Source organism: Spirosoma flavus, from assembly GCF_054778555.1.
The window spans coordinates 1,577,737-1,604,340 of sequence record NZ_BAAGZL010000002.1 but is presented as its reverse complement, the minus strand read 5'-3'; the positions used below and the strand labels follow the sequence as shown (position 1 = coordinate 1,604,340).

Annotated in this window: 21 protein-coding genes; 7 read left to right on the top strand and 14 right to left on the bottom strand. The window is 48.7% G+C overall.

What is annotated here, in order from left to right:
- Positions 1–13: 13 nt before the first annotated feature.
- The 5 genes from ACYVF1_RS15555 to ACYVF1_RS15535 form a co-directional block, all read right to left on the bottom strand.
- Entirely contained in the window at positions 14–2,407 is a 2,394-nt protein-coding gene (locus ACYVF1_RS15555; RefSeq protein ID WP_461080302.1) for a gliding motility-associated C-terminal domain-containing protein, read from the bottom strand.
- A gap of 129 nt (positions 2,408–2,536) precedes the next feature.
- The gene (locus ACYVF1_RS15550) at positions 2,537–3,271 is read right to left on the bottom strand and encodes a DUF2490 domain-containing protein (protein WP_461080300.1); all 735 of its coding nucleotides are present in this window, start codon (positions 3,269–3,271) and stop codon (positions 2,537–2,539) included.
- Positions 3,272–3,369: 98 nt separating this feature from the next.
- Complete coding sequence (locus tag ACYVF1_RS15545) at positions 3,370–4,128, bottom strand: DUF2490 domain-containing protein (RefSeq protein WP_461080299.1); 759 nt, start codon at positions 4,126–4,128, stop codon at positions 3,370–3,372.
- Positions 4,073–4,759: a DUF4956 domain-containing protein gene (locus ACYVF1_RS15540; RefSeq protein WP_461080297.1), complete on the bottom strand. Its 687-nt coding sequence runs from the start codon at positions 4,757–4,759 to the stop codon at positions 4,073–4,075. The genes ACYVF1_RS15545 and ACYVF1_RS15540 overlap by 56 nt, the downstream gene beginning before the upstream one ends.
- 4 nt (positions 4,760–4,763) lie before the next feature.
- A complete protein-coding gene (locus ACYVF1_RS15535) occupies positions 4,764–6,221 on the bottom strand; it encodes a CotH kinase family protein (RefSeq protein ID WP_461080295.1) in 1,458 nt (485 codons plus the stop codon).
- A 229-nt stretch (positions 6,222–6,450) separates the two neighbouring features.
- On the opposite strand from ACYVF1_RS15535, the gene ACYVF1_RS15530 reads away from it, so the two are divergent.
- Positions 6,451–8,928 carry a glycoside hydrolase family 95 protein gene (locus ACYVF1_RS15530; RefSeq protein ID WP_461080293.1) on the top strand — a complete coding sequence of 826 codons (2,478 nt, stop codon included), beginning with the start codon at positions 6,451–6,453 and terminating at the stop codon, positions 8,926–8,928.
- 61 nt (positions 8,929–8,989) lie between these two features.
- Here ACYVF1_RS15530 and ACYVF1_RS15525 read toward each other — a convergent pair whose 3' ends face one another.
- From ACYVF1_RS15525 to ACYVF1_RS15510, 4 genes are all read right to left on the bottom strand, one after another.
- A complete protein-coding gene (locus ACYVF1_RS15525; protein ID WP_461080291.1) occupies positions 8,990–10,321 on the bottom strand; it encodes a DUF4270 family protein in 1,332 nt (443 codons plus the stop codon).
- Positions 10,322–10,332: 11 nt separating this feature from the next.
- Positions 10,333–10,692 (bottom strand): DUF4907 domain-containing protein, encoded by a 360-nt coding sequence (locus tag ACYVF1_RS15520; protein WP_461080289.1) that lies wholly within the window; start codon positions 10,690–10,692, stop codon positions 10,333–10,335.
- A 9-nt stretch (positions 10,693–10,701) separates the two neighbouring features.
- A complete protein-coding gene (locus tag ACYVF1_RS15515) occupies positions 10,702–11,793 on the bottom strand; it encodes a Kelch repeat-containing protein (protein WP_461080287.1) in 1,092 nt (363 codons plus the stop codon).
- 334 nt (positions 11,794–12,127) lie between these two features.
- The gene (locus ACYVF1_RS15510; RefSeq protein ID WP_461080285.1) at positions 12,128–13,639 is read right to left on the bottom strand and encodes a S41 family peptidase; all 1,512 of its coding nucleotides are present in this window, start codon (positions 13,637–13,639) and stop codon (positions 12,128–12,130) included.
- Between the two features lie 556 nt (positions 13,640–14,195).
- Here ACYVF1_RS15510 and ACYVF1_RS15505 point away from each other — a divergent pair.
- From ACYVF1_RS15505 to ACYVF1_RS15495, 3 genes are all read left to right on the top strand, one after another.
- Entirely contained in the window at positions 14,196–14,711 is a 516-nt protein-coding gene (locus ACYVF1_RS15505) for a gluconate 2-dehydrogenase subunit 3 family protein (protein ID WP_461080766.1), read from the top strand.
- A gap of 3 nt (positions 14,712–14,714) precedes the next feature.
- A complete protein-coding gene (locus ACYVF1_RS15500) occupies positions 14,715–16,427 on the top strand; it encodes a GMC oxidoreductase (protein ID WP_461080283.1) in 1,713 nt (570 codons plus the stop codon).
- A gap of 72 nt (positions 16,428–16,499) precedes the next feature.
- A complete protein-coding gene (locus tag ACYVF1_RS15495; protein WP_461080281.1) occupies positions 16,500–17,102 on the top strand; it encodes a class I SAM-dependent methyltransferase in 603 nt (200 codons plus the stop codon).
- A gap of 1 nt (position 17,103) precedes the next feature.
- On the opposite strand, the gene ACYVF1_RS15490 is transcribed toward ACYVF1_RS15495, so the two are convergent.
- From ACYVF1_RS15490 to ACYVF1_RS15480, 3 genes are read right to left on the bottom strand one after another with little or no spacing between them, the layout of a single operon-like run.
- Positions 17,104–17,271, bottom strand: coding sequence for a hypothetical protein (locus ACYVF1_RS15490; protein ID WP_461080279.1), 168 nt, complete (start codon positions 17,269–17,271; stop codon positions 17,104–17,106).
- Entirely contained in the window at positions 17,268–17,828 is a 561-nt protein-coding gene (locus ACYVF1_RS15485) for a hypothetical protein (protein ID WP_461080277.1), read from the bottom strand. Before ACYVF1_RS15485 ends, ACYVF1_RS15490 begins: the two co-directional genes overlap by 4 nt.
- Before the next feature lie 3 nt (positions 17,829–17,831).
- Positions 17,832–20,441 (bottom strand): PQQ-dependent sugar dehydrogenase, encoded by a 2,610-nt coding sequence (locus ACYVF1_RS15480; RefSeq protein ID WP_461080275.1) that lies wholly within the window; start codon positions 20,439–20,441, stop codon positions 17,832–17,834.
- A 187-nt stretch (positions 20,442–20,628) separates the two neighbouring features.
- Here ACYVF1_RS15480 and ACYVF1_RS15475 point away from each other — a divergent pair, with 187 nt between their 5' ends.
- From ACYVF1_RS15475 to ACYVF1_RS15465, 3 genes are all read left to right on the top strand, one after another.
- Positions 20,629–21,936 carry a PQQ-dependent sugar dehydrogenase gene (locus ACYVF1_RS15475; protein WP_461080273.1) on the top strand — a complete coding sequence of 436 codons (1,308 nt, stop codon included), beginning with the start codon at positions 20,629–20,631 and terminating at the stop codon, positions 21,934–21,936.
- An 82-nt stretch (positions 21,937–22,018) separates the two neighbouring features.
- Positions 22,019–22,747, top strand: coding sequence for a DUF72 domain-containing protein (locus tag ACYVF1_RS15470; RefSeq protein WP_461080271.1), 729 nt, complete (start codon positions 22,019–22,021; stop codon positions 22,745–22,747).
- Between the two features lie 85 nt (positions 22,748–22,832).
- Positions 22,833–23,723 carry a sugar phosphate isomerase/epimerase family protein gene (locus ACYVF1_RS15465; protein ID WP_461080269.1) on the top strand — a complete coding sequence of 297 codons (891 nt, stop codon included), beginning with the start codon at positions 22,833–22,835 and terminating at the stop codon, positions 23,721–23,723.
- 53 nt (positions 23,724–23,776) lie between these two features.
- On the opposite strand, the gene ACYVF1_RS15460 is transcribed toward ACYVF1_RS15465, so the two are convergent.
- Positions 23,777–25,060 carry an acetyl-CoA hydrolase/transferase family protein gene (locus tag ACYVF1_RS15460; protein ID WP_461080267.1) on the bottom strand — a complete coding sequence of 428 codons (1,284 nt, stop codon included), beginning with the start codon at positions 25,058–25,060 and terminating at the stop codon, positions 23,777–23,779.
- A gap of 152 nt (positions 25,061–25,212) precedes the next feature.
- Complete coding sequence (locus tag ACYVF1_RS15455; RefSeq protein ID WP_461080265.1) at positions 25,213–26,595, bottom strand: GH1 family beta-glucosidase; 1,383 nt, start codon at positions 26,593–26,595, stop codon at positions 25,213–25,215.
- Positions 26,596–26,604: the final 9 nt, after the last annotated feature.

Here is a 26,604-nt window from a genome sequence, read left to right as displayed (position 1 = left end):
CCCCGCTGCCTTTCTAACGCACCAGCATCACACTTCCTCGTAGAATGGGTTTTTCGGGGACGGTACGTACGGCGTATGCATATATACCCGCTGGCAAAGACGTACCGTTTAACGTACCATTGAAGGGATTTTTATAACCTCTTTCGGAAGAATAGACAATTTCACCCCATCGATTGAAAACGGTTACGATGGCATCCGGAAACGCTTCGATGCCCGGTAATTCCCACGTATCGTTCATGCCATCGCCGTTGGGTGAGAACGCATCGGGCACCCACACCCGGGCAAGCACCTTAATGTAAATCGTATCTTTCGACGTACAGCCCGACTTATTTTTCACATCAATCGTGTACGTAATATCCTTACCAATGTTGGTAATCATAGGATTCGCTGCGCTTGGATTGTCGAGAAACGTAGCGGATGTCCACAGAAACTGATTCGGATCGCCGGTATAAACTGGATCCAGGGAGAACGTATTGCCCGTGTACGTTGTGAGCGAATCCCGCAGATCGATGGTTGGAATAGGGGCTACCACCGCCGTTCTCGTAGCTACTGTGCCCTGACACTCAGGGGCAACTTTTACTGTGTAGGTTATCTGGTGATTGCCTATGCCGGCAGCTTTAGGACTAAATTTATCGTCGGTTACGCCCGGTCCGGCAAATACGCCTTCTGACGGGCTGCCCACTAGTGTATAAATTGGATTATTGGGGCCGCAGACGTCCGGTATCGAATCCAGCGTAACCACCAGTGGCGCAAGCTGGCTGATGGCAACCGGTGGCGATGTTCCTTTGCAACCGAATAAATCCGTGGCTGTCAGGACAAACGTACCGGGCTTGCTGGTTACGTATTGACTGCTGCTGCCTCCTACCGAAGCGCCATCTTTTTCCCAACTATAGCTAGTGCCACCACTGCCCTGTAACTGAAGCGAATCCTGTGGGCAAATGCGGTTTTGGCCCGTCGATGATTTGATGAGCGCCTGCACCGCGGCCGAGCGTTGGATGTCGGCTGTATCCGTATTGACCTTACACCCTAACGTATTATAGGTCAGTCTAACGTAGTAACGCCCAGGCTGTTCGGTACGTAGCGAATCTGCCGTTTCACCAGCCAGCGCCTGGTTATTTCGATACCATTGATACGTTACGTCGGCATCACCTTTAACGGTAAAGTGTACAGAACCCGTTGTGGCACATAAATGCCCCGCTTCGAATAGCTTCGCTGCTGCTCCTATAACATTAACCCGCAGATTCTCAGAGTTTCCGACTTTGCTGCAAGCGGCTTTCTGCGATACCACAACCATGTATTCGCCGGGTTCGCGGACCGCCAGGGTGGCGCTGGTTGCACCGGAAAGGTTTACCCCATCCCGACGCCATTGATAATTCCAGCTTGCATTGACGGTTGCCTGAAGCACAGTCGAATCGCCCAGACATATAGAGGTTGTATTTTCGCCGGGAGTGCTTTTGAAGTTAGCAACCGGGTCGGGCACCGTTTGCGGGGGGCAGTCAATAACCAGAAACTGGAAATCCCGCCGGACTTCCCCAATTTTTACCCCATTCCGAAATTCTTCCACTTTTACGGTAAATACAAACAAACCCAATTTCGTGGCCGTTACCGACAATTGACCTGTCTGCTCATCAACCTGCAACGGCGGACTGCCAGGAATAGCATTGGTTGCACTGAAGCCAGATAGCCAATTTAGCTCTGGATAGGGACCGGGCGACAACGGATTCTGGCTACCGCCACCACCACCGTTGGCATTGTTGCCTCCCTTCTGGTTTAATGGTGTAGCCATCGAATACCGAAGCTGGTCGCCATCAGGATCAGTGCCTCCAAAGGGAAATGTGAAAGGGGCGCCCAGGCAGATGTATTCGCCGTTGATAGGACCGAAATGAGGGGATGAATTCTGAAAATACAACCCGTTTTTCAGAAGAGATGGAAACTCAAGGTAAAATGTAAAACCGGTCTGGTCGGGCGTGCTGACGTTTTCTATATATGCGTTTCGGTTACGTGTCTGATACGACATGTAATACCCCTGCTCGTCATTATACGTATTGGGCGACAGCTGAATATCAGCTTCGTAGATGATGACAATGAAGTTAAGATTTCGTTGGGCAGCACAGTATTCGTTCGCATAAATCACCTTCTGCCGACCACCGGTCTGACGTACTGTGAAATTATACATCAGATTATTATCGCGTATTCGATAAATACCAACTGTTCCGCTAGTAGCCTGGTTGGCGGCTCCCCGGGTGCCATCTTCGAGGTAGTTAGTGACGGTAATATGAAAGTGCCCGGGTACGTCGCCAACGGCGCGCATTTCGAGTTGCCCGCCAACCTGGTGAGTTGCCAGTACTGACCGTGGAGCTACCACTGCCAAAAGCCAAAATACATACCAAAAGGTAGATTTGTGCATAAAAAAGCCGTTCTAAAACACTACTCCACAACTCACTACGACTATTCATTAACTGGACTCCTGTTTACTTATGGTGTGTTAAGTGACAGGTAATAAGCAATTTACAAAATACTTCCGGAATGTCAATCTCTAAAACTGGGGTATGGATTTTGGCTTCTTTTCTTTCTTCGTCTGGTTACCTGTTTTTAGTTCTACGTTGAGGCTTAACCCCACAATGTGCTTGGTCTGCGCGTGCTTAATCTGCAATTCGGGTTGCCAGATGTAATAAGTGGTTAGTGATATCCGCTTACTCACATCGACCGACAAACCCGCTGAGTTTTGCCAAAATGCAATGGGTAAACCCTGCTTTTCGGTATTGAAAAAAGGTTCGGCATACAAGTACGCATCCAGCAATTTGTTAATGTGGTACTTGGTTCCCACGCGCGTTCGCAGATACGTTTTTCCGTCGCCACTGTTTTCGTCGTCGCCCTGAAAATACTGCCGCTGGTTCTGAAGCGTTGGCCGTAAAAAGGGCCGCCATCGACCAGCCTGAATGTGGGCGTTAAAACCCACCGCAAACCGGTGATAAGCCTGGTTCTCAATAAGCGACAACCGATAATTTGCCAGTACGTTCATGTATTTATTCACTTTCTTTTCGCCCGTCAGAAAGAAATAAGAGCCCCGATAATCGTGCGCATTGTTGTAGAACCGAACCCGGTACTGAGTTGTTACTTCCCATCCTTTTTTCATGTTGAGTTTCAGCGACGCATCATACCAGGTCTGAAAATCAGGCGGAGGTTGGGTCGACGCCGACTGCCCCACGGCGGGAACGTACTGACTCAGCAGAAACAGGCCAATGAACGTAGCACGATAATAGTAGGCCATAGGAATGTAGGGTGTATGAAGTAGGATGGCTGAGACCAGTTTGTGACGCGGGTTTCTATTTTCGTACTACGTAGATTGGGGTTGCTACGTTGCGTAGGTCATTTCTTTTTTAATCCTATTTTTAATTTATACGTAACGCCGATAATGATTTCGCTCTTTTCATTTCCGTTCAGCGGTACGTCATTAAAAACACTCAGGTCGATACCATGACGAAATCGTGCACCCGGCGAGCTTAGATCAGCAGAAACGCCCGCCTTCACACGGACCTGATCGAAAAGACCTTTGCTTTCTTCGTCGCCTAGTCGATAGAACAAATCGCCAGAAACAAACGGGCTAAAGCGCGACGACGTATTGAGCGACAATTCCACTTTATTACGTAGATAACTCTTATCGGCCACAAGTCCTTCGGCATCGTCTTTGAACTGATTCTGATACCGAAGTCGGTAATCGAGTTTGATACGTTTGTTCAGTTTCTGATCGAATGTCAGTTCGCCATAGAATCGGTGATACGGACGATAGTAATACTCATCAATATGCTTATCAAACTTCCGTCGGCCAACGTAGCGGTAATAGCCGGTCAGTTGCCAGTGTTTCGTGATATTATACGAAAGTCCAAGCTCGCCCAGGTAGGCCGACGTTACGGTCATGTTGTTGGAAAAACGCAGTTGGCTGGTTCCCTGAATCGAAAAGGCCTTGGTTAGTTTTACTTCCGCGCTAGCACCCGTCCATAAACCCAACGTGCCCGTTTGCGCCAAACCACATAGAGGGGATAAACCGACGAAATTGCTGATTAACAACCATTTACTCAGTTGCAATGGCTTGCTGAATGGGAATATTCTGAGAAGAGGAGGGTGCATGAACGGTTTGATTTGCGTGGTAATACATGATAAGCTGAACCGATTCTTTTACAAAATCAACACTTTGAATATCGACCCGGTGAACGGGCAGGCCGGTACGTAGTTGTAATTCGGCGAGCAGAGCGGGCAATTTTTCGGGACGAATGTGATCGATACGGTCGTAATTGATGGCTTTGCTGAGCTCGCGCTGAAACAAAAAATTACTTTCCAGCAGTTGCACGCTGCCCAGAATCAGCCCATCGATCCACACCAGCGCCAACCAGTCGCCTTGGCTAATAGCCGAAATCAATCCAATGGAAATCACCATGAACAGGTACGTCATGTCTTTGGCCGAGATGCCCTGCGTGCGGTAACGTAGCATTGAAAAAACGGCGAACAAACCAAACGCGGCTCCAATAGACATCTGCACCTGATTGAGCAGGTACGTAATGAGGAAAATGACGAAGTTGAACCCGAAAAACGTCAGGAACAGATCAGACCGACGGTAGATTCGATAATAAATCAGACGAATCAACAACCCAACCGCAAGTACGTCGAGGGCGATACGTATTAGAAAATCGTTGGAAAACATATCGAAACCTCCGAAATGTTGAATCGTTTCGGGCGAAGCGGGAATCTGGAGAAACAGCATAGAATTATTTAAGAAAAGCGGTGACTGCCTGATTACGAGATGCTACGTGACTTTTCAGTGCGGCCTGAGCACTGGTAAAATCGGTAGCGCTGCTCAGGTACGAATATGGTTTCTGCTCCGATTCAGTACCCGTTACGTAGGGCGCAATCAGGTTGTAGTTTTGATCAATGAGAGCGTTCATGTTTGCCGTCGTGAATACGGTTTCGGTAAACGTTCGGACATACTGTTTATACTTTGCGTAGTAAACCGGGTCCTGCGCGATGTATCGGATCAGTGGCCAGCCCGTGCCTACTTCGGTCATTTCCAGCGATACAGCCCGGTTTCCTCCGCCATTGCCGCCCATGTTTCCACCACCGCCCGACGTATTGGTCATCGACATATTGTGATCCCACGGAATCCAGGTCAATTTGCTGGTGGGGGAGTTGTAGAGGTAATAATTATGCGCCATCGCACCATAGGCATCCCAGTTCACGATGGTATTGTTGACGGCCAGATATTTCAGGTATTGGTCAACATTGAACGTCTGCTCGAGCGAACTCCGCCAGGCGGCTGCATTCGTTGTCCGGTTGGTCGCGTTTAAGGCATTAATAAACGCCTGTACGTCAGAGTAATCGGCTTTAGTTTCGTTGTTTTTCTTCTCAAACTGCGCTACGTTGAACGTTTGCAAAGTTGATTCGGGTTTATAAATATTTCCTTTCTTCTCGCCGAACTGCGTTTTCACCATTGTATCGTCGATAACTTCCACCATCGTGTAAACGCCACAGTATTTTTTGCCCGCGCCAAAATCGATATACACCCGGTAAAAAGCGGTTTGTGCGGCTGCTACACCCCCCTGCCGAAAAATATCGGCTACAATTTTCTCCCGTAACAGCGAATTATCACTGTATCCCGGCGACATACTCAACTCTTTGAAACCATAATATCGCTGGTCGGTAATGTCGGAATACGTATCTTCAAATTCGTCCATTTTCAGCCGAAAGGGTAATTTGTAAATACCTGATCGCCAGGCCGATGATAAACTCGAATTCCCTTTAAGCCGAAAACCAACGTGGTCCCAAAGTTTGCCGTTGATACGTACTGGCAACGCTACGTATTCGGGGTCCTGACCAAAGCTTCCGCCACCACCAGCCTGACCTCCGCCCGGATTTACACCAATTCCTGGATTGACGCCCCCGCCCGGATTGGTGGCAGCACCTCCGCTGGTTCCAAAATTTCCCCAGGACTTTGCTGCCATGTCCGTCTGAATAGCCTGCCATTGCGCTGCGGTCATGGTGATTTCCATGGTCTTGACTTCAGTTTGCGAAAAAGCGATGGCGTAATTCGGTTCGGCATCGCCCCCGTGCGATTCATCGGTCCAGTCGGTATTTGTGCCGCCCGTCGCGATGGGATCAAGGTTTTTGGGTTGGCAGGATGCACCAGCCCAGAGCAACGCTCCGAAGAAGAGTAAACGAGTAAGATTCATATTGGTGACAGAAAGCCTCAGAAGTGACTTTTCTGCCATTACGCGACAATGCTTTATTACGTTGCAAAAGCGACATGTCGAGCGGTGAATGGGGAAAATGTGTCGGAGAATGCAGTAATACGTGTTTATTTGCGATCCATTTTGCCCAAATTAGTCGGCAGGCCAATGATAATTCCGACGTAAATTCCTTTTAAAAGAGACGTAGCGGATTGGCTCAGACAAATCATTTATGAAACAAACTTACCTCCTTAGCGTACTGCTTACCTGCTCGACCCTGTGTCTTGCCCAGTCGAATCTGAAATTATGGTACAACAAACCCGCTGCCATCTGGACCGAAGCGTTGCCCGTTGGCAATGGACGTATTGGCGCGATGGTGTTTGGACGTGTCGATGAGGAGCTGATCCAACTGAACGAGAGTACGCTCTGGTCGGGTGGGCCGGTGAGTGGAAACGTCAATCCCGAATCACCGACCTATCTGCCGCAGGCTCGTCAGGCGCTGGAACGCGAGGAGTACAGCCAGGCGGTAGCGCTGGTGAAACACATGCAGGGGCTTTATACGCAATCGTACCTGCCGCTGGGCGATCTGATTATCAGGCAGAACGTAGCGGGAGCTAAGCCTACTACGTATTACCGCGACCTCGATATTCAACGAGCCGTAGCCACCACACGATTCACCGCCAATGGCACGGAGTTTACCCGCGAAATCTTTACGTCGGCTCCCGACCAACTGCTGGTCATTCGGTTGACAGCCAGCAAACCGGGGCAGCTCAGTTTCGATGCGACAACCAAAAGTCAACTTCGTTTTCAGAACGTAGCGTCGGGCAAGGACGAATGGGTAATGAAGGGCAAAGCTCCCGCCCAGGTTGATCCCAACTATTATAATCCGAAAGACCGTGAGCCCGTCGTGTATGAGGACGTAACGGGTTGCAAAGGCATGCGCTTTCAGCTACGTATGAAAGCTGTAAACAAAGGTGGTACGTTGCAAGGTGATACATCGGGAATTCACGTGCGTAATGCAACCGAAGTTCTCTTACTGTTGACGGCTACAACCAGCTTCAACGGCTACGATAAATGCCCGGATAAAGACGGAAAAGATGAAAATAAACTGGCCGAAGAAATTATACGCAAGGCTGCAAGTACGAATTATCAAACATTGTTGAAACGACATTCAGCTGATTATCAGCCGTATTTTAATCGTTTTGCGTTGCAGATAACGGATACGACAAAAGCGAATTCCAACGCAAAACTGCCGTCGGATGAACGTTTGCTGGGCTACACAAAAGGCGCCTACGACCCCGGTCTGGAAACGCTTTACGGGCAGTACGGACGATACTTACTGATCTCCAGTTCACGGGTGCCGGGTGTGCCCGCTAATCTTCAGGGTATCTGGAATAAGGAATTGCGAGCGCCGTGGAGTTCGAATTATACCATCAACATCAATACTCAGATGAACTATTGGCCGGTGGAAGTTACGAACCTATCGGAAATGCACTGGCCGCTGCTGAGCTTTCTGGAACCGCTGGCTAAAACCGGTAAAATGACCGCTAAAGAATTTTACAACATGCGCGGTTGGGTGGCTCATCACAACACCGACATTTGGGCCATCTCGAATCCCGTGGGCGACAAGGGGCAGGGTGATCCAAAATGGGCTAACTGGAACCAGGGTGCGGGCTGGCTTTGTCAGCATTTGTGGGAACATTACCGCTTCTCCGGCGATCAGAAATTCCTGAAAGAAACGGCGTATCCGCTTATGAAAGGCGCGGCCGAATTTTACCTCGACTGGCTTATTGAAGACAAAGAAGGTTACCTGATAGTGTCGCCATCGGTATCGCCAGAAAACGACTTTATCGACGCCAAAGGCAAGCCTTCACCTATTTCGGTGGCTACAACCATGGACATGTCGATTATCTGGGATTTGTTCTCAAACCTGATTGATGCTTCTACCGCACTGAACATAGAACCTGATTTTCGGCAATTGCTCGTCGAAAAGCGGAAGAAACTCTATCCTTTGCATATTGGCCATAAGGGTAATCTACAGGAGTGGAATAAGGATTGGGAAGACGTTGACCCGCAACACCGGCATGTATCGCACCTGTTTGGTCTGCACCCCGGCCGCCAAATTGCGCCAATTACAACGCCTGAATTTGCAGCCGCGGCTAAAAAGACGCTCGAAATCCGGGGCGATGCCGGAACGGGTTGGAGCCGCGCCTGGAAAATCAATTTCTGGGCAAGGCTGCTCGATGGTAATCATGCGTATCGGTTGCTACGTCAACTGTTGACTTACACCAGTCAGTCAGCAACGAATTATGGCAATCGGGAAGGGGGTGGTACGTATCCGAACTTTTTCGACGCCCACCCACCGTTTCAGATCGACGGAAATTTTGGGGGAACGGCGGGTATGGCTGAAATGCTGATTCAAAGCCACTTAAATGATATCCACCTGCTGGCTGCATTACCCGATGCCTGGAAAGATGGTACGGTTACAGGACTAAAAGCGCGGGGCGGTTTTGACGTAACGATGCAGTGGAAAAACAAACAGCTAACTACCGCAACTGTTAAGTCGCTGAATGGCAACGAGTGCCACATCCGAACCAGCCGACCCATTCGCGTTAAGGACGTAACAACCCAGTCTAAGCAAACGGATTTTGGATACGTTACGTCGTTTCCCACACAAAAAGGAAAAACATACGTACTGACCGGCCTATAACGTAGTAGGCCAGACAGCATGTCTGGCCTACTACGTTATTTATCCTCTAAATCTGAGATCGTTAGATACCTGACGTAATGAAAAGCTTCAGCTGAAGCCGGTCGTTTGCCTTAAAACGGTCGCCAATAGCCACCCGCTGAACCAAGGTACGTAGCGCTGGAGGTGCTCCATTTGCGTTTATGGGCAACGTAAGTACCAGCGGGCGGTTGGGAAGTTTCCGTTTGATAATCTGACCAATGTAATACGTTAAATCAAACGTATAGAAATCAGTCAGCGTAAGCGCATCTAAATCATAACTATACGCTCCAATAGCTCCACTAAGGCCAGATGGCCCGCCCGGCACAATGGTAGACAGAATTTCGTTCTGATTATTGGTATAGTAAAGCTCTAATTGCGCCGGTGGTGGATAATTATCCCGAAAATCTCGTCGAATCGGGCCGAGCACCAATACAGCGCTGTTCAAATCGGCGTAGTCTTCTGGTCGGGCAAATTCGCCCAGATATGGAAATTCGATACGTGTCTGTAAACCAGCTCCTGGTACAATAAACGTAGAATTACCCGTTTGCTGGCTGGGTATAATATCTGATTTCTTTTGCAGACCACTCAGCGCACTACCACGAAAATCGCGTTGTAATTGGGTAAAGTGAATACCTACAATCGGAAACTGGATTGACGTCGACGCATTACTGACATCCGTACTTGCTGTACTGTGATAATACAGCCGTAGTCCACTGGCCGTTGCGGCTGCCGTGAAGCCCACAAACGCATTCGTTGATGAACTGCCCGTAAAAGCAAATCCTGTCAGAAAATTATTTAAGGTATTAGCATCAATCTCGCCTTTAATCAGCTTATCGTACATGGTTTTCCCAAACGCATCAGGAAAGCGTATCCGAACTTGCCTGGTACGGCTGTTCGGCTGCGGAATTACCGTTTTTTGTAAGAAAGGTGTTGCTTCGTAAGGAACGGAACTGGTGTTGTAATAAAGCTGATTCTGAAGCGCCCGGTTCAGTCGATGAACACCTATCGTAAATGCAGACGTGGTATCGCCATAGGCAAATGAATACCCCAGCTCAAGCACTAGCGAATCGAATTGAAAGGTGGTTTGCTCAAGCAGCGGATTGTTACTGAAATCGAGCGAAGTATAGGTACGCGCCGTTACTTTACCCGTCTGTGCATCAGACCAGTTGCCAATAACCAGGTCATTATCGCCGTAGGTCGCAAACGAATCGGATCGCATAACGGTAGCGGTCTGAACCGTAACTGAATCAATAGATTGAACCAGTAGCTCCTGAGGGTTGATGACCGACTGCCCTACGTCGAGCGTACCCGATTGGCAGGCAGATAATAATATACCGGCTAGCCAAAGCAAACCGGCGTACCAGCAAGTACGCATAAGTAGATAATTCAGGGAATCTGTACGCCTAACTGGCGTAATTCATCATTCGTTAACGTAGGCATAGCCTCCGTCTGTTGTATTTTCTCGACCACCCGTTCTCCAACCCGACGAGCCTGTTCTTCAGTAGCAAAGCCGCCTGTGCCCGGCTGACCCGGTATAGTTGGCTGGTGAATAAACAGTGTTCCACGATTGAGGATGTCGTATCCCCAGCCCCCACCAGTTTTAATCACCCGAACTTCAAATTGTGGCTGACGCTGGTAGAGGAAAAAGACGGTCAGAACTGCCAGAATTGTCAGCAGCAGCAGTAAGAATGCCCGGATAAGCTTCGTTTGCGACCGTGGCCGGCTCTGATTTGCCACTGCTGACATTCTGTTTAGTTATTGAACCTGCTCAATTGTAGGGTCAAATGCCCATACATCGTCGTAACGGGCGGTTCCTTGCCCACCTGTCGTTACGTATCCTTTATTATTGATGGCAAAGCCAACGGCATATGAACGTACGCTACCTTCAAATACACCTAGCGTAGCCCACGTATCGGTGGCCGGATCATACTGCCATACGTCTCTCGTACCGGCATCACCACACGTAATATACCCCTTCCCGTTAATAGCAAAGGCCACGGCATAACTACGGGCAATAGCCGACTGATCAGTAATGAAATCGGCTTTTTGGGTCCACAGATCCTGCGCAGGATCGTAAACGTACCAGTCTTTCTGAGCAAGACCGTTGTTGTTACCCGTCCCTACGTAGGCTTTGTTGTCGATAACGAAAGCCACAGCACCGATACGTTTGGCACCGCCGTAGCTGGCTACTTTTGCCCATGCATTAGTGGCGGGGTCATACGAATACATGTCTTTTAGATAGTTACCATCAAAACCACAGGTAACGTATCCCTTGTTGCCAATCGTAAAAGCCGTAGCAGCCTGACGGGCAGTTCCGGCAAAATCAGCCACTTTTTTCCAGGCATTCGTAGCCGGGTCATATTCCCAGAAATCCTTTAGGCGAACACTGTTGACATCAATACCAGTACCCAGATACCCTTTGCTGCCAGCAGAAAATCCAACGGCTGCGTAACGAGGGCCTCCTGCAAAGTCGGCTTTTTGTGTCCAGGCGTTACGTGCCGGGTCATAGGCCCAGAAGTCCTGCAGGCGCTCGTTGCTTACGTTCGTTCCCGTTCCCATATAGGCAATGTTGTTCACCACAAAGCCACTGGCCTGCGAACGAGCTACGCCTTCCAGATCCGACCGTTTTACCCAGTCGCCGAGCGTTGATACGGTACTACTGGAGCCGTTACAGCCAATTAACAGACCCGCCCAACCAATAGAAAGTAGGCCCAAAGCCCAGTTGATACGTTGATTACGGCGGTGATTTTGAGGATTTTGACCGATGGGTGAGAGAGCTGTCTCAGTGGGTATAGATTTCGGCGCAGATTCAGTTGCCGAAAAAAATCGAAATGGTAAATGAATCATGAAAGATAGCGTGTACAAAAAAACTGAAACGTAAAGTTATACCAATTTGGGTTAAGAACGATGTTTTTACTCATCCTGCCAGAAGAATCAGCTTCCGTAAAACGCTGGTAAATTCACCAGTGAACTGATTTCCGAAGCTGCTGGACAACGCATTTGGCGCAATTCTGTTCGGCAAAATTAAGCCAAATGCCTGTTAGTTAATAACGTCCCGGTCTCATAAAAATTCTTAATTGTTACGGGCGATTGTGTCTTAAACGTAAAAAACTGAAACGACTACAGCACAAAGACCCATTTTGTGCTGTAGTCGTTGGAACGATTTATCAAAAACTAATACCTACAGATTCAGGCTTTTAATCGCCCGTACCATCGCATGACCACCGGCTTTTCGCTGAATAGAAGACCCGACCGACGCAAACGGATTAGCCGTTGCCACACCCTGACGACCCGTCGTTGCAGCTCCAGAAATCTGGTTAAGTGCAGTACGTAGCATGGCCTCATTCGTGTCGCCGAGCGGAAGCAGGTTGAGCGGCTCTTCAACCTCAATAGATGGTTTGAAGCCCGAACTATAATCGGATTGGCTCAAGCTGTTGTACGATTTGAAAACGATTGGCTGCATACCCCACTTAATCTTGCCGGTTTCGTCGGTGATGGTAATCGAACCGACGTTTTTACCGTACGTAGTGGTACCTATAGTTGTAACGGTCATATAAGGACGTAGCCCATTAATAATAAGCTCGCTAGCTGAGGCCGTCTGATCGGTAGTCAGTACAAACACCCGCGAAAGATTACCGCCAATGTTCTGCGCTTTGGTCAGGAAATTTTGGGTGAAAAAACTATTGCCGCCGTATTGAGGATCAGCTAGTATCTCTTTAGTCGCGGTAGCATTCCATTCTTCCCGAAAATATAATTTACTGGAATTGACGCCTTTACCAATAAGGCTGGCCAGATTCGCCGATGATGACGTATAGCCACCGGGATTGTAGCGTAAATCCAGCACGAGTTCGTTCACGCCTTGCGCTTTGAAATCACTGAAAATAGCGTCTACCTGCGCATCATATTCGCTGGCTTTGCTGCCATTAGCACCAGGAACAAACTGATTATAAACCAGATACCCTACTTTTTTGCTACCAACGGTATAAACCGAGTCAAGGAATACGGGATTTTCCTGAAAAACAGTAGCTGTAACGGTCTTGGTCTGATCCGTATCAACCAGCGATTGACCATTTACCGAAGCCAGGCCAAACGTATAAGTAGTAGTACCAGAATACAACAAATCAGCGTAGTTGGTCGTCGTAATCAACTGACCGTTCACTTTCGATATGATGTCACCTCGTTTCAATCCCGCTTTTGCGGCAGGAGAGCCTGGTAATACATACAATACCTGAGCAATAACGCCCGTGCCGCCCGAAGTCCGCAGGTATAAATTATACTCCATACCCGTCGTCGTCGTCTGTCCGCTCAGACTGGCCGATAAGTCATCCGCACTTTCTTCGATCCAGGAAAACCGGTCGCGTTCGGTATTAGCCGTGTTGGCACGGTCATACAAAAGCGACTCAAAAAAAGCAGCAGGGGCAAGCGATTTGTCAGGATTCGCCGGAATCTTGTCGTTCCAGTAATATAGTTCCTGCATGTTGGCCAGAATCCAGTCGTTAATGGTCTGATTCTCCGAAGCTGTAGCCGAAGTCGACGTACTACCCGTTGTGGTTTGAGGAGTAACATTGTCAGCAGGCTTCGTGCAGGAAGAAAGCGACAACGTAGCACCGACAAAAGCCAGCAAAAGGCCAGATCGAACCGAAAGCAAACGATTTACGGTTTTGCGCATAATATTCATAACTAGTTGATCCATTGGAATAATCGAGTAATCTGTACTATTGATTTATACTCACTTACGATGTAAGTCGAACGAATGTTGCACAACTCATTGGCAGCACTCCGGATTTAATGGCTATTTAACAAAATAGTCCAGTTGCCCGAAGAGCCTGGATGAGATCAGAAGTGGACAGAAACTGAATGATGGAGAGGAAGAGAAATTGCTACGTCATCAGACCTTCTTTTAGTCGTAAGGCGCTGATTTGCAGTGATGATCATGCTAAAATGCTGCATGTTAATATAACGTCGTGTCTGATCTGAACGTTCATTTCTAGCGACAAAAATCTGATAGAAAAAACAACAATTTTGAATGGATATTCTAACCAAAAAAACAAAAATTTACCAAGTGCAAGGAGCCAGCGAATCAGGATAACCGGAATGGTTCAGAGTCTTCGGGAAATATCAATTGTAAAATAGTCGTAGTGGTTAGTCAGCCAAAATACCCGACAAGCCGTGTTCGTTTCTTTAGTATCTTTGAGAGATAAACCATAACCAAAGCAAGATCGGTGGAAAGAAGGAGTGCGCTTAAAGCGATGGTTGGTACCGTTGGTGGACTGGTGAGTCTGCCGGCCTGGGCCAATCGATGGACAACGGATACGGTGCGTTTAGATGCTCAACTACTCACACGTGGGCAAGCAGAGCAATTGACCGATTTGGTCGAAACTATTATTCCGGTTACTGATACGCCGGGAGCTAAAGCCTTGAAAATAGATCAGTTCGTGCAAAAAATGGTAGCCGACTGTTACGACCCCAAAGCGCAGGATACGTTCCGCAACGGGCTGGATACGTTGGATAGCTGGGCGCAGAAATCGTTTGGAAAGTCGTTCCAGGAGGGAGACGTAGCGCAACGTACCGCTCTGCTGACGCAGTTGTCACAATCGACTGATACGGCTCAGAAAGATTTTTATTCCTTGGTCAAAGGACTAACGATACGTGGGTACATGACTTCGGAATACGTCATGACTAACCTGACTCATTATCAATTTATTCCCGGCCATTATAACGGTTGTGTGTCCGTTCAAAAGAAAGCCATCTCGCAAGGAAAATAACCTATGTCCTATTTTAATATTGATGCTCAGGCGCTAAATACTTACGATGCCATAGTCATTGGCTCAGGAATTAGTGGCGGATGGGCGGCTAAAGAACTAACCCAGAAAGGCTTACGTACGCTCGTGCTGGAGCGTGGGCGCGATGTTCGACACGTAACGGATTACCCAACCACAAATAAGCAGCCGTGGGAGTTCGAGCACCGCAATCAACTTCGGCGCGAAGTGAAGGAAGCCAATCCGATTATCAGTAAATGTTACGCTTTCTACGAAGGAACGGAACAGTTTTTCGTGAAAGACGCCGAACATCCCTACGTGCAGGAAAAACCATTCGACTGGATACGTGGCTACCAGGTAGGCGGTAAATCGTTAATGTGGGCGCGGCAAACGCAGCGCTGGAGCGATTTCGATTACGAAGGCCCCGCCCGTGATGGTTACGCCGTCGACTGGCCGATTCGGTACGCTGACATTGCTCCGTGGTATAGCTACGTCGAGAAATTTGCGGGTATCACCGGAAACAAGGACGGAATCGCTACGTTGCCCGATGGCGAGTTTTTGCCTCCGCACGAGTGGAACTGTGTGGAAAAACATTTTCAGCAGAAAATGGCAGCTAAATACAAAGATCGCCCCATAATAATGGGTCGGGCTGCGCACATTACGCAACCGCAATCGATTCATTTTCAGCAAGGACGCGCGCAGTGCCAACACCGGACCATTTGTGAGCGGGGTTGCCCGTTTGGTGGCTATTTCAGCAGCAATTCCTCGACGATTCCCTGGGCCGCCAAAACCGGCAAAATGACGCTACGTCCTAATTCCGTCGTTCATTCCATCATTTACGATGAGAAGTTAGGTCGTGCCACAGGCGTTCGGGTCGTTGATACGCAAACGAAGCAAATGCAGGAGTTTTACGCCCGCATTATTTTCCTGAATGCGGCTGCGCTGAACTCCAATCTGGTACTGCTGAATTCAACGTCGAATCGGTTCCCGAACGGACTGGGCAACGATAGTGGTGTATTGGGTAAGTACGTAGCATTTCACAATTACCGGGCAGGAATCACCGGCGAATTCGACGGATTTCTTGACTCTACCACCGATGGTCGTCGGCCGAACGGGCCATACATTCCTCGTTTCCGCAACGTACTGAAACAGGAAACCGACTTTTTACGTGGCTACGCAGCTGGCTTCTCGGCCGGACGAATTTCGCGCTCCGATCAGAGTGGGGTAGGGGCCGATCTGAAAGAAAGCCTGCTGAACCCGAAACTGGGTGGCTGGTACGTTGGCTCGCACATGATGGGCGAAACCATTCCGAAAGAAACCAACTACGTAGCGCTCGATTCGTCGCTGAAAGACCCGTTTGGTATACCACAACTGAAAATCTCCATCGCTTACGACGATAACGACGATAAGATGGTAAAAGATTATCAGGAGCAACTGACCGAGATGTTTACCGAAGCCGGTTTCAAAAACATCCGCGTTCGCGACGATAAACGCAATCCGGGGCTCGATATTCACGAAATGGGTGGTGCGCGTATGGGAAAAGACCCTAAAACGTCGATCCTGAACAAGTGGAATCAGGTCCACAACTGCAAAAACGTGTTCGTAACGGACGGTGCCTGCATGACCTCTACGTCAACGCAAAACCCGTCTTTGACGTACATGGCCCTCACTGCCCGCGCTGCCGATTATGCAGTGAAAGGGATGAAGAAGGGACTAGTATAAACGTCTAATTCATTGACAAAAAGGCCATCTGCGGAAGTGGGTGGCCTTTTTGCTACGTATAAATTGTGTGTTATGAACGACGAGGGAATTGGGGCAGCTTATGAAGCCATTGCCCATTGGTTTGATCAGAACCGCGCAAAAAATCTGTTTGAAAAAAACTATCTGGATATTGTGCTACAGCATTGTCAGTCAAACGCTTCAATACTGGATTTGGGCTGCGGAACTAGCGAACCTATTGCCCGCTATCTCATTGAACAAGGCTGCTACGTTACCGGCGTCGACAACTCAGTAAACATGATTGCTATGTGCAGCCAGCGTTTCCCAGATATGGAATGGATTGTGGCTGATATGACGGCAATAAATCTCCCTCGAAAATTTGGTGCTGTGATTGCCTGGGACAGTTTCTTTCATTTAGATCATGATACCCAACGGGCTATATTCCAGGTTTTTGCGGATCATACCGAAGATGGAGGGGTTTTACTCTTTACGTCTGGAACTGAGCATGGTGTTGCTTATGGCGAAATGGATGGGCATGCTATATTTCACGCCAGCCTGGATACTGTAGAATATCAGTCTCTTCTTAAACAACACGGCTTCGATGTATTGAAACACAAGGTAAATGACGAGACCTGTGGCAACCGTACCGTGTGGCTGGCCCGAAAAATGCCTGCCTGAATTATGATTTAAGCGTTTTTGTTTTGCCTGCAACAGTGGATGAATTTTTAGGCTTCGCTTTATAGGCCTGAATAAACGCACTAATCTCTCGACGTTCTTCAAGATTGGGTTGACGATTAACAACCTCTACGTCTATTTCTTCAATTAACTTCGGGTGTTTCGGTTTCATAAATAAAGTTTTATTAACTGGTTAGCTGCCTGTGTATCAATAAACATTCGAATTGAATTGCCTAGACGTTGTGCCCCTAATAAGTCCCGATAATGACCGATCAGTTTTGTTTTAGATTCAAACACAATAAAGCCATCGTACCCTTTTTTGAATGACTCTTGACAGGCAATAGCAAATAAATTACCTGCTACACCTTGGTACAAACGCTCTTTACCCCGATTAAACAAAGCTGATTCGACCACATTAATAAAAATGTGATCACCTAAATCAGACCAGCTAATCAAGCCTTGTATGACATCTGGATTTTCTTGTGTAGTTAACTTGTAAACAATCCGATCAGTGAGTTTAATTTCCTGCTTCCAATCAAATGACCAAAACTTTTTATTTAAACGAGGTAGATCTTTCTTTGTAGTTTCGAAATAGATGGTTTGAAACTGCTCTTGACTAATTCTGTTAGTAATCAAATGTCTGGAATTAGCAATGGCAAAACATAAATGACAAGATACGAACAAATCAGGTAAGGCGCCTATCTCTTGACAACTTGGAGTTAGACGCAAAACTCATTTAAACGTAACAGACTTCACTTCGGCCAGGTTGAAAATATTGCCACGATTCTCGAAGCAGAGGTAAATGTCGTGCCTGCCAGTGAGCGGTTTAAGAGCAACGCTACGTTCCTGCCAGTTTTTCCACTTCCCAACGGGTACCGCCACTTCACCTAACGTATCACCTGTAGGACCGTCGGCCCGTATCCGGATGATGGTGCCCGGTGTTTCGGTGGTGAACTGAAAAAGAAGTTCGCGAACGCCCGTCATATCGACCTGTTTTGCCATCGCGTACGATAAATTATTGATACCTTGCAGAATCGCTCCCCGATTCAATTCCAATCCTTTGTCGAAATCCTGCCCCTGAAAAACGGGTGAACGTAGCACGCTAATTGTCTGTCGTGAAAGAGGTCTTATCGACTTATTTCCCCGATCGGTATAGCTCGCGGTCAGAATGTACGTACCGGGGGTTTTGAGGTCTACGTCGATTTGCCCTTCTGTCGAAAGCGTTTTTTCAACCGGTTTATCATCCGTTAGCGAGAGGATGTAACGTACCATTTCGTCAGTGACGTCGGGAGCGAGTTGTGGATGGGCGCTCATATTGGCTTCTCCCCAGATACCGTGGCCACCTTTAATTATTTTCTGACCGAGCGCAGCAATTAACTCCGGTGCTTTCTTCTGAGGTTGATACCGTTGCGCAATCGCCTGAAAACTTGGGCCGACCGACTTTGCCGTTACTGCATGACAACCTTTGCAATCACTTTCCTCAATCCAGGTCAGGCCGCGCTGATATTCCGAAACAATAGCGCCTGTAGTTGATTGCGTCAGCGCCCGGCTCGTTGGCAGATACGTTAGTTTTACCGCTACGTCCTTTGGATTGATTCGTCCGTCTTCCGGGTCGGTAACGTGAACTCGATATGTCAGTTGCGGGCTACGTAATAGACCTGTATCGGGTAGTTCGATACGTATCGTCGGGGGCGTATTTCCGACCAGAATTGTTTTTTCGGTAGATGACGTAGCACCGGCTTTGTCGCGAACGACTAACTTAATTCGGTGCGTTCCTGGTTTGGTTAGAACCGGACTAACATCGATAGATTTCTGCGCTAATGGTTTTCCATCGGCAAACCACTGATACGTTAATTCGTCGTCCTGGTCATAATCAAGCGATTGTCGGGCTGAAAGCTGAGCTTGCATCGGTGCGGGACCGGCTTCCGTAGACGTCGTGATTTTGGCAATTGGCGGGCGATTGCCAGCGATGTAATCGATACGTACCAGGCGGGAATCTTTGTTGCCGCCCCAAAGCGAACCGTGTTCGATAACGTATAAGGAGCCATCTGGCCCGAATTTCATGCTCATCGGCTTGCGGAACGTAGCAGACGGCATAAACGGGTCGATACGTTTCAGTTTTTTCTGATCGTCCAGCGATACCACTTTCACCCAGTTACGCATCCAGTCGGCAATGAATAATTTTCGGTCGAAATAAGCCGGAAACTTGGTTTTGGAAGGGTTTTGCGCGTCGTAATAATAAATCGGTCCCATGATGGCGGTACGTCCCCCGGCTCCGAGTTCGGGAAATTCAGACGAGTTGTCGTAGGGATACCAGATCATCGGTTTCTGGGCGGGTGGCAACTCCCGCAATCCAGTATTGTTGGGGGATGAATTGATCGGCCTGGCCGGGTCGATTGTTTCGCGGATGGAATCGTTGTCAAAATTGACTTTGGCGTAGGCTTCGTTGTTACCGATCACCAGCGGCCAGCCATGAAAACCGGGTTTCGAAGCCTGATTAAATTCGTCGTAACCGCGTGGGCCACGGGGAGCGGTATCGCTGGCGTCTGGACCAACTTCGCTCCAGTATAACAAATCCGTATCGCGATCAACCGTAACGCGGTATGGGTTCCGGCAGCCCATGATGTAAATTTCCGGACGAGTTTTGTCGGATTTAGGAAATAGGTTTCCGGCTGGAATGGTATACGAACCATCTTCTTCGGGGTGGATACGTAGCACTTTACCCCGCAAATCATTGGTATTGGCCGACGAACGTTGCGCGTCATATTCTTCCCGACCGGGCCGCTGGTCGCTGGGTGAATAATTGGTACCAAATGGATTTGAATTGTCGCCCGTAGCGATGTATAAATTACCGTGTTTATCGAACGTCATGCCCCCGCCCGCATGGCAGCAATGCCCGGAATCGGTTATTTCGATAAGCACTTTTTCTGTCGACCGCGCCAGTGAATCGCCCTGCAACGTAAAGCGTGAAACGCGATTCACTTTTCCCTGATTAAGCGGAGCGTAAAACAAATAAAGTCGACGGTTCTGGCTGAATTTTGGGTCCAGTACAATACCCTGCATCCGGGCTTCGGTGGCCATACTAACGGGTATTTTCGATAGTAGCCGCGTGTCTTTTTGCCGAACATCGTACACCCAAACGCCACCCGTCATTGTGATGAAATAAATATCGCCGTTGGGCGCTACGTCCATTTCGATCAGATCGGGCATATTTCCCGTCAAAAATACTTTTCGGAAACGGTGTTCGTCGGGAGCAGAAGTAGGCGGAGTATCCTGCCGGAAGGATAGCAATAGACCAACAACTGCCAGCAGAAGTAGCAGCGGTCGTTTGATACGTTGCATGATACAATAGGGTTTAGTCGGGTATGTTCACAAGAGGAAGTTGAGGCTAAAAATTACTGATTGGCGTTAACCGTTACGAAAGTGTTTTGTCGCAACTCTTTTTGATCTCTACGCAATTAAGTATCTAACCCGTATTAAACGCTTTTTAGGGAAACTCTATACTAACCGGCGTTACTGTTTCTTACTCATGCATAAACCTCATTATGGCTTTACCGGCCTACTTGCTATTCTCGTAACTGTACATGCTTTGGGCGAAAATCCCGGCAAATCAACGAATCGTCCAGCGAGTCAGGAAAAACCACCGCTCGCCTTGAAATTGCCCGCTGGTTTTTCGGGAACCGTTGTTGCAGAAGAACTAGGCAATCCTCGCCACATCGCGATTACAAAATCCGGCGATATTTACGTAAAACTGAATAAGCTGAAGGATGGAAAAGGGGTTTTCCGGCTTCGCGATACGAATAATGACGGGGTAATTGATGAACGGGTTGGCTTTGGCGATTATCCGGGAACGGGTATTGCTATCAAAAATGATTACCTGTACACCTCATCCAACAACAGCGTTTTTCGCTATAAACTGAATGACAAACAGGAGGTTATCGACGCCGAAAAGCCGGAGCTACTCGTGTCGGGTCTGCGGGAGAAAGATCGGGATAAGTCGAAGTCGATTGCGATTGATAATCAGGGGAATCTTTATGTCAACGTAGCGTCAGATAATGATCCCTGCCGCGTACCGGGTACGGGAAAAGGGATGATGCCCTGCCCACTGGTCGATACGGCCGGTATCTGGAAGTTTAAAGCCAACGTAACAGACCAGAAACCTTCCGATGGCGTGCATTACGCGAAAGGACTGAAGAACGTAGTGGGCCTTGACTGGAATGGAAAAACCAATACGTTATTCGTGCTGCAACACGGCCGGGGTAAGTTCGACGATTTTTATCCGCAATATTATACACCGCAGCAAAGTGCTACGTTGCCCGCCGAAACCATGTATGAACTACATCAGGGCGATGATGCTGGCTGGCCCTACGTGTATTACGATCACATCCAGAAAAAGAAAATTGTAGCACCCGAATACGGTGGCGATGGCAAGAAAACGGGTGGCGAAAAAGCGATCAATCCTGTTGTAGCGTTCCCGGCGCACATGGGTCCAAACGCGCTTCTGTTTTACACTGGCACTGCTTTTCCGGAAAAATACCGAAATGGCGCTTTTATCGCGTTTCACGGGCAATCGCAGGAACTGAAAAAAGGGTATCTGGTGGCTTTTGTGCCGTTCAAAAACGGAAAACCAGCTGGTCCCTGGGAAATCTTCGCTGATAATTTTGCGGGTATCGACCTGGAAAAACCGACCGGCCCCGTTCAGCACCGCCCATGTGGACTGGCGCAAGGGCCCGATGGCTCGTTATACGTAACGGACGACCTGAACGGCATGCTCGTCAAAATCAGCTACAGCGGATCGCAGGGTAAAAAATCAGCGATGGCGACGAAAAAGAAGTAACAGATAAACGCGTTCGCAGTTCAAGCCTATACGGTCGTTCAGATCGTATAGGCTTATTTTTTTGATCAAAAAAAGAGCGCAGATGGCTGTTCACATTGGTACGTCGGGGTGGAGTTACGATCATTGGCAGGGTGTTTTATACCCGCCAAATACGCCGGTTCATAATCGGCTGGCGTACTACGTTCAGCGTTTTCAGACGGTGGAACTTAACAGTAGTTTCTACCGATGGCCCAAACAAACCACGTTTGCCTCCTGGCGGCAGCGACTGCCCAACGGTTTTCTGCTGACGGTGAAAGCCCCGCGTGGCCTTACGCACGCAAAAAAACTGTACGCCCCAGAAATCTGGATGGAGCGCATAAAGCCGTGTTGGCACGAATTGGGCGAAAAGCGGGCCATTTTTCTCGTACAGCTATCACCAAATCATGGCTGCGATTATGACCGACTCGCTTATTTCCTCGACCAGATTCCTGACTGGATGCCGACGGCCATCGAATTTCGCCATCCGAGTTGGAATACTGAATCAATTTTCAAGTTACTGGAACAGCATCAGGCGGCTTACTGCATCATGAGTGGCGCCAATCTGCCCTGTATTTTGCGTACTACAGCGTCATTCGTGTACGTGCGGCTTCACGGGCCTGATACAAATTATTTATACGGCGGCTCGTATTCGGAGGATGATTTGCGCTGGTGGGCCGATCGTATTCGGGAATGGCAGGCAATGGGCAAAGATGTATTTGTGTATTTCAACAACGATGGCGGAGGAAACGCTGTACGAAACGCCGAAACGCTACGTTGGCTATGTGGTACGTAGCGGAGAACAGTAAACCCAACTGCTACGTAGCTTTTGCCTCTGCGTGAGCAGTTCGCTCATCGTTGATTACTTGATTCCATCATCTATGAATTATTCAGAGAAAATAACTCGTCAACAATTTCTTAAATGGAGTGCGCTGGCTACGTCGGCTGCTTTTCTGCCTAACATCAACGCCTTTGCCGCTTCAACTAAAGCCGTTGGTTTACAGCTTTATACGCTACGTGACCTGATGGCAAAAGACCCCGATGGTACGTTGAAAAAAGTAGCTGATATCGGTTATAAGGAAGTGGAATCGTTTGGTTATTCAGATGGTAAATTCTTCGGCAAAACGGCCAAAGAATACAGCGCGTATCTGAAAAGCCTGGGATTGTCGGCACCGAGCGGGCACTATACGACGGGAAAAACAATGCCCAACATGAAAGGAACGCTCACCAACGACTGGAAACGGGCGGTTGATGATGCGGCTGCGATTGGGCAGAAATATATGGTGTGCGCCTATTTATTCCCCGACGAGCGGAAAAAGCTGGACGATTACAAACAGTTTGCCGACCTGTTCAATAAGTCGGCGGAGGTTTGCAAATCGGCTGGTATTCAGTTCTGTTATCACAACCACGATTTTGAGTTTAAAGAAATGGACGGTAAACTGCCTTACGACGTATTACTAAGCGGTACCGACAAAAATCTGGTTAAACTCGAACTCGATTTGTACTGGGCTACCTTCGCAAATCAGGACCCGGTCGAACTGTTCAAAAAGCACCCTGGCCGGTTCCCGCTCTGGCACATCAAAGACATGGAAAAAACCGCCGAACGAGCCTTTGCTCCGGTCGGAACGGGTTCTATCAACTTCCAGCGGATTTTCGATGCACAGAAAACGGCTGGCCTGACGCACTATTTTGTGGAGCAGGACGTCTGCAAACTTCCCCCACTGGAATCAATTGCCATCAGCTATAAAAATGTTGAAAAACTGAAAGTGTAACGTAGCATGGGGTAGGGAGTATGTTGTTTTGCTCCCTGCCCTATGCACCTCGCTTAAATGCTGCCAAACCGCTCGAAAGCTTGCTTCTCTAATTCTTCGCGGTGATCGGGGTGAGCAATGTTGATGAGCGCCCGAGCGCGTTGGCGTAAATTCTGGCCGTAGAGGTCAGCTATTCCATATTCGGTTACGATGTAATGCACATGAGCCCGTGTAGTCGTAACGCCAGCCCCTTCTTTCAAAAACGGAACAATTTTGCTCAGTCCTTTACTTGTTATCGAGGGTAGAGCGATAATTGGTTTTCCGCCTTCCGACAACGTAGCACCGCGTACGAAATCCATCTGACCGCCAACGCCTGAATATTGATACGTACCGATGGTATCGGCGCAAACCTGCCCGGTCAGATCAATTTCAATAGCTGAATTGATGGCGGTTACCCTCGGATTACGTCGGATGATGGACGTATCGTTGGTGTAACTGGCCTGTTTCATGGCGACGCCCGGATTATCGTTGATAAAATCATAAACCCGCTGACTGCCCATCACAAAGGCCGAAACGATCCGATGGGGAAGCACCGTTTTGTGTTCACCCGTAATGACTCCGCGCTCCACCAGATCGATCACCCCATCCGAAAACATTTCGGTATGAATACCCAGTCCTTTGTGGTGAATCAGTTCGGCCAGCGTAGCGTTCGGAATGCCGCCAATACCGAGCTGCAACGTAGCGCCATCCTCCACCAGACTGGCAACGTACTGCCCAATTTTTCGGTCTTCAGCGCTAATCTCGCCGGGCAAAACTTCATAAATCGGCTCATCGACTTCAATAGCGGCATGGAGCATAGACGCCGGAATCAGCCCATCGCCATGCGTACGCGGTACTTTCGGGTTAATTTGGGCCACTACGTACTTTGCCGACTGAATGGCCGCCAGTGATACGTCGACAGAAGGACCAAGTGAGCAGTAACCGTGCGCATCGGGGGGAGAAACCTGAATCAGTGCTACGTCGATAGGTAAAATGTTTCGGCGAAACAGCAACGGAACTTCGCTCAGAAAAACGGGAACGTAATCACCAATGCCCTGATTGAGCTGTTTGCGCATGTTCGCACCAATAAAAAACGAATTAGGCCGAAACGACGACTGGTATTTTTTATCCAGATACGGCAGCGGGCCTTCGGTATGGATGTGGCAAACTTCTACGTTACGTAGCTCGTCCGCCCGGTCGACCATTGCGTTGATAAGGGCGTGGGGTGTCTGGGCAACACTATGAATGAAAACGCGATTGCCCGACTGAATAACGGACACCGCTTTTTCGGGGCTGGTAATTGGCAGAATAACTGGCATTGTCTGATTGGAATGAATCGAAAATAGGACTCGATTATTTTTCAATAATACGAGTCTAGCCGAAACTGTTTTCTACACACTCAATTGATTATGCTCTGGTATCGAATTGATTATTGTCAGATGAGTTAACGACTGTCCATTATCTCCATGCCCTACGCCAATAACTGCTGAAACCACCGGCCCGACGCCTTAATGATACGTTTCTGCGTTCGAAAATCAACATAAACCAGACCGAAACGGGGTCGATATCCTTCAGCCCATTCGAAATTGTCGAGAAACGTCCAGGCGAAGTAACCCTCTACCGGAAACCCATCCTGTTTGGCACGTAGCACCTGTTCGATATAGTTCTGGTGATACGTTAGCCGTGCTACGTCGTTCACCTCACCTTGCTGAACATTGTCGTAGAAAGCGGCTCCACTCTCGGTAATGAGCAGTTTTCGCACGCCTTCGTACTGACTGAATTGCTGAATAATCCGGTACATGCTTTCGGGATAAACTTCCCAGCCCATTTCGGTGATCGTCGCTACGTTCCGTCGCAAAGGAGACACCTGCGAGGCCCATAGATACGGCATGAAATACGATTGCTCCACCACGGCCCGGAAATAGTGCTGTAAACCAATGAAATCGAAGTCGAAAGCGAGCCGCTCCATATCGCCGGGTTTGGCAACTTTTTTGGCAATACCTCCCAGAAACGGCAATTCTTTTGGGTAACCCAGCCCAAGTGCTGGTTCAATAAACAGCCTGTTCATCAGCGCATCAACACGAATTGCCGCTGCCTTATCGCGGGGGGTAAATGGGTCGATGGGAGAGCAGGAGAACGTAGTACCCACCTGTGCATCCGGTACGTTACGTCGCACGATACGTCCGCCCTCAGCCTGCGCAAGTGCCGTATGATGAATGACGGGTAACAAGCTTCGAAAACTCCGCCGACCGGGCGCGTGCTGACCTGTAAAATAGCCCAGTACCGAAAACGCCAGTGGTTCGTTCAGAATAATCCAGTGCTTAACTTTATGGCCAAACGCTTTGGTACAGACGTCTACGTAGTCGGCGAACCAGTCGATGATTTTGCGATTCGGCCAGCCGCCCAGATTTTCGAGCGCTTGTGGTAAATCCCAGTGGTAGAGGGTGATCCAGGGGGTAATTCCCAGCTTTAAGCAATGATCAATCAGTCGGTCATAAAACGCAATTCCGGTTTCGTTGATACAGCCACCGTGTGCGGGACCAAAACCATCGGGTAAAATGCGCGACCAGGAAATGGAAAATCGAAAAGCCTTTAATCCCAGAGATTGGTGCAGTTGCAGATCTGATTCGTAGCGGTCGTAAAATTCACACGCTACGTCGGCAGTTTCGCCGGTTTTGATACGTCCTTTTTGTCGGCTGAACGTATCCCAGACGCAGGGTGTACGTCCGTCGCGGTCGACAGCCCCTTCAATCTGATAGGCTGCCGTCGCCGTTCCCCAAACGAAATCAGGGCCAAAATCCTCGCGTTTAAACGGAATTGAAAAAGGCGGAATCGATGCTACGTTTAAGGACACGGTACGTTG

Excerpts from the sequence above, each read along its gene's own strand:
- ACYVF1_RS15555 (WP_461080302.1), bottom strand. The coding sequence starts at position 2,407 with ATGCACAAATCTACCTTTTGGTATGTATTTTGGCTTTTGGCAGTGGTA.
- ACYVF1_RS15550 (WP_461080300.1), bottom strand. The coding sequence starts at position 3,271 with ATGGCCTACTATTATCGTGCTACGTTCATTGGCCTGTTTCTGCTGAGT.
- ACYVF1_RS15545 (WP_461080299.1), bottom strand. The coding sequence starts at position 4,128 with ATGCACCCTCCTCTTCTCAGAATATTCCCATTCAGCAAGCCATTGCAA.
- ACYVF1_RS15540 (WP_461080297.1), bottom strand. The coding sequence starts at position 4,759 with ATGCTGTTTCTCCAGATTCCCGCTTCGCCCGAAACGATTCAACATTTC.
- ACYVF1_RS15535 (WP_461080295.1), bottom strand. The coding sequence starts at position 6,221 with ATGAATCTTACTCGTTTACTCTTCTTCGGAGCGTTGCTCTGGGCTGGT.
- ACYVF1_RS15530 (WP_461080293.1), top strand. The coding sequence starts at position 6,451 with ATGAAACAAACTTACCTCCTTAGCGTACTGCTTACCTGCTCGACCCTG.
- ACYVF1_RS15525 (WP_461080291.1), bottom strand. The coding sequence starts at position 10,321 with ATGCGTACTTGCTGGTACGCCGGTTTGCTTTGGCTAGCCGGTATATTA.
- ACYVF1_RS15520 (WP_461080289.1), bottom strand. The coding sequence starts at position 10,692 with ATGTCAGCAGTGGCAAATCAGAGCCGGCCACGGTCGCAAACGAAGCTT.
- ACYVF1_RS15515 (WP_461080287.1), bottom strand. The coding sequence starts at position 11,793 with ATGATTCATTTACCATTTCGATTTTTTTCGGCAACTGAATCTGCGCCG.
- ACYVF1_RS15510 (WP_461080285.1), bottom strand. The coding sequence starts at position 13,639 with ATGGATCAACTAGTTATGAATATTATGCGCAAAACCGTAAATCGTTTG.
- ACYVF1_RS15505 (WP_461080766.1), top strand. The coding sequence starts at position 14,196 with ATGGTTGGTACCGTTGGTGGACTGGTGAGTCTGCCGGCCTGGGCCAAT.
- ACYVF1_RS15500 (WP_461080283.1), top strand. The coding sequence starts at position 14,715 with ATGTCCTATTTTAATATTGATGCTCAGGCGCTAAATACTTACGATGCC.
- ACYVF1_RS15495 (WP_461080281.1), top strand. The coding sequence starts at position 16,500 with ATGAACGACGAGGGAATTGGGGCAGCTTATGAAGCCATTGCCCATTGG.
- ACYVF1_RS15490 (WP_461080279.1), bottom strand. The coding sequence starts at position 17,271 with ATGAAACCGAAACACCCGAAGTTAATTGAAGAAATAGACGTAGAGGTT.
- ACYVF1_RS15480 (WP_461080275.1), bottom strand. The coding sequence starts at position 20,441 with ATGCAACGTATCAAACGACCGCTGCTACTTCTGCTGGCAGTTGTTGGT.
- ACYVF1_RS15475 (WP_461080273.1), top strand. The coding sequence starts at position 20,629 with ATGCATAAACCTCATTATGGCTTTACCGGCCTACTTGCTATTCTCGTA.
- ACYVF1_RS15470 (WP_461080271.1), top strand. The coding sequence starts at position 22,019 with ATGGCTGTTCACATTGGTACGTCGGGGTGGAGTTACGATCATTGGCAG.
- ACYVF1_RS15465 (WP_461080269.1), top strand. The coding sequence starts at position 22,833 with ATGAATTATTCAGAGAAAATAACTCGTCAACAATTTCTTAAATGGAGT.
- ACYVF1_RS15460 (WP_461080267.1), bottom strand. The coding sequence starts at position 25,060 with ATGCCAGTTATTCTGCCAATTACCAGCCCCGAAAAAGCGGTGTCCGTT.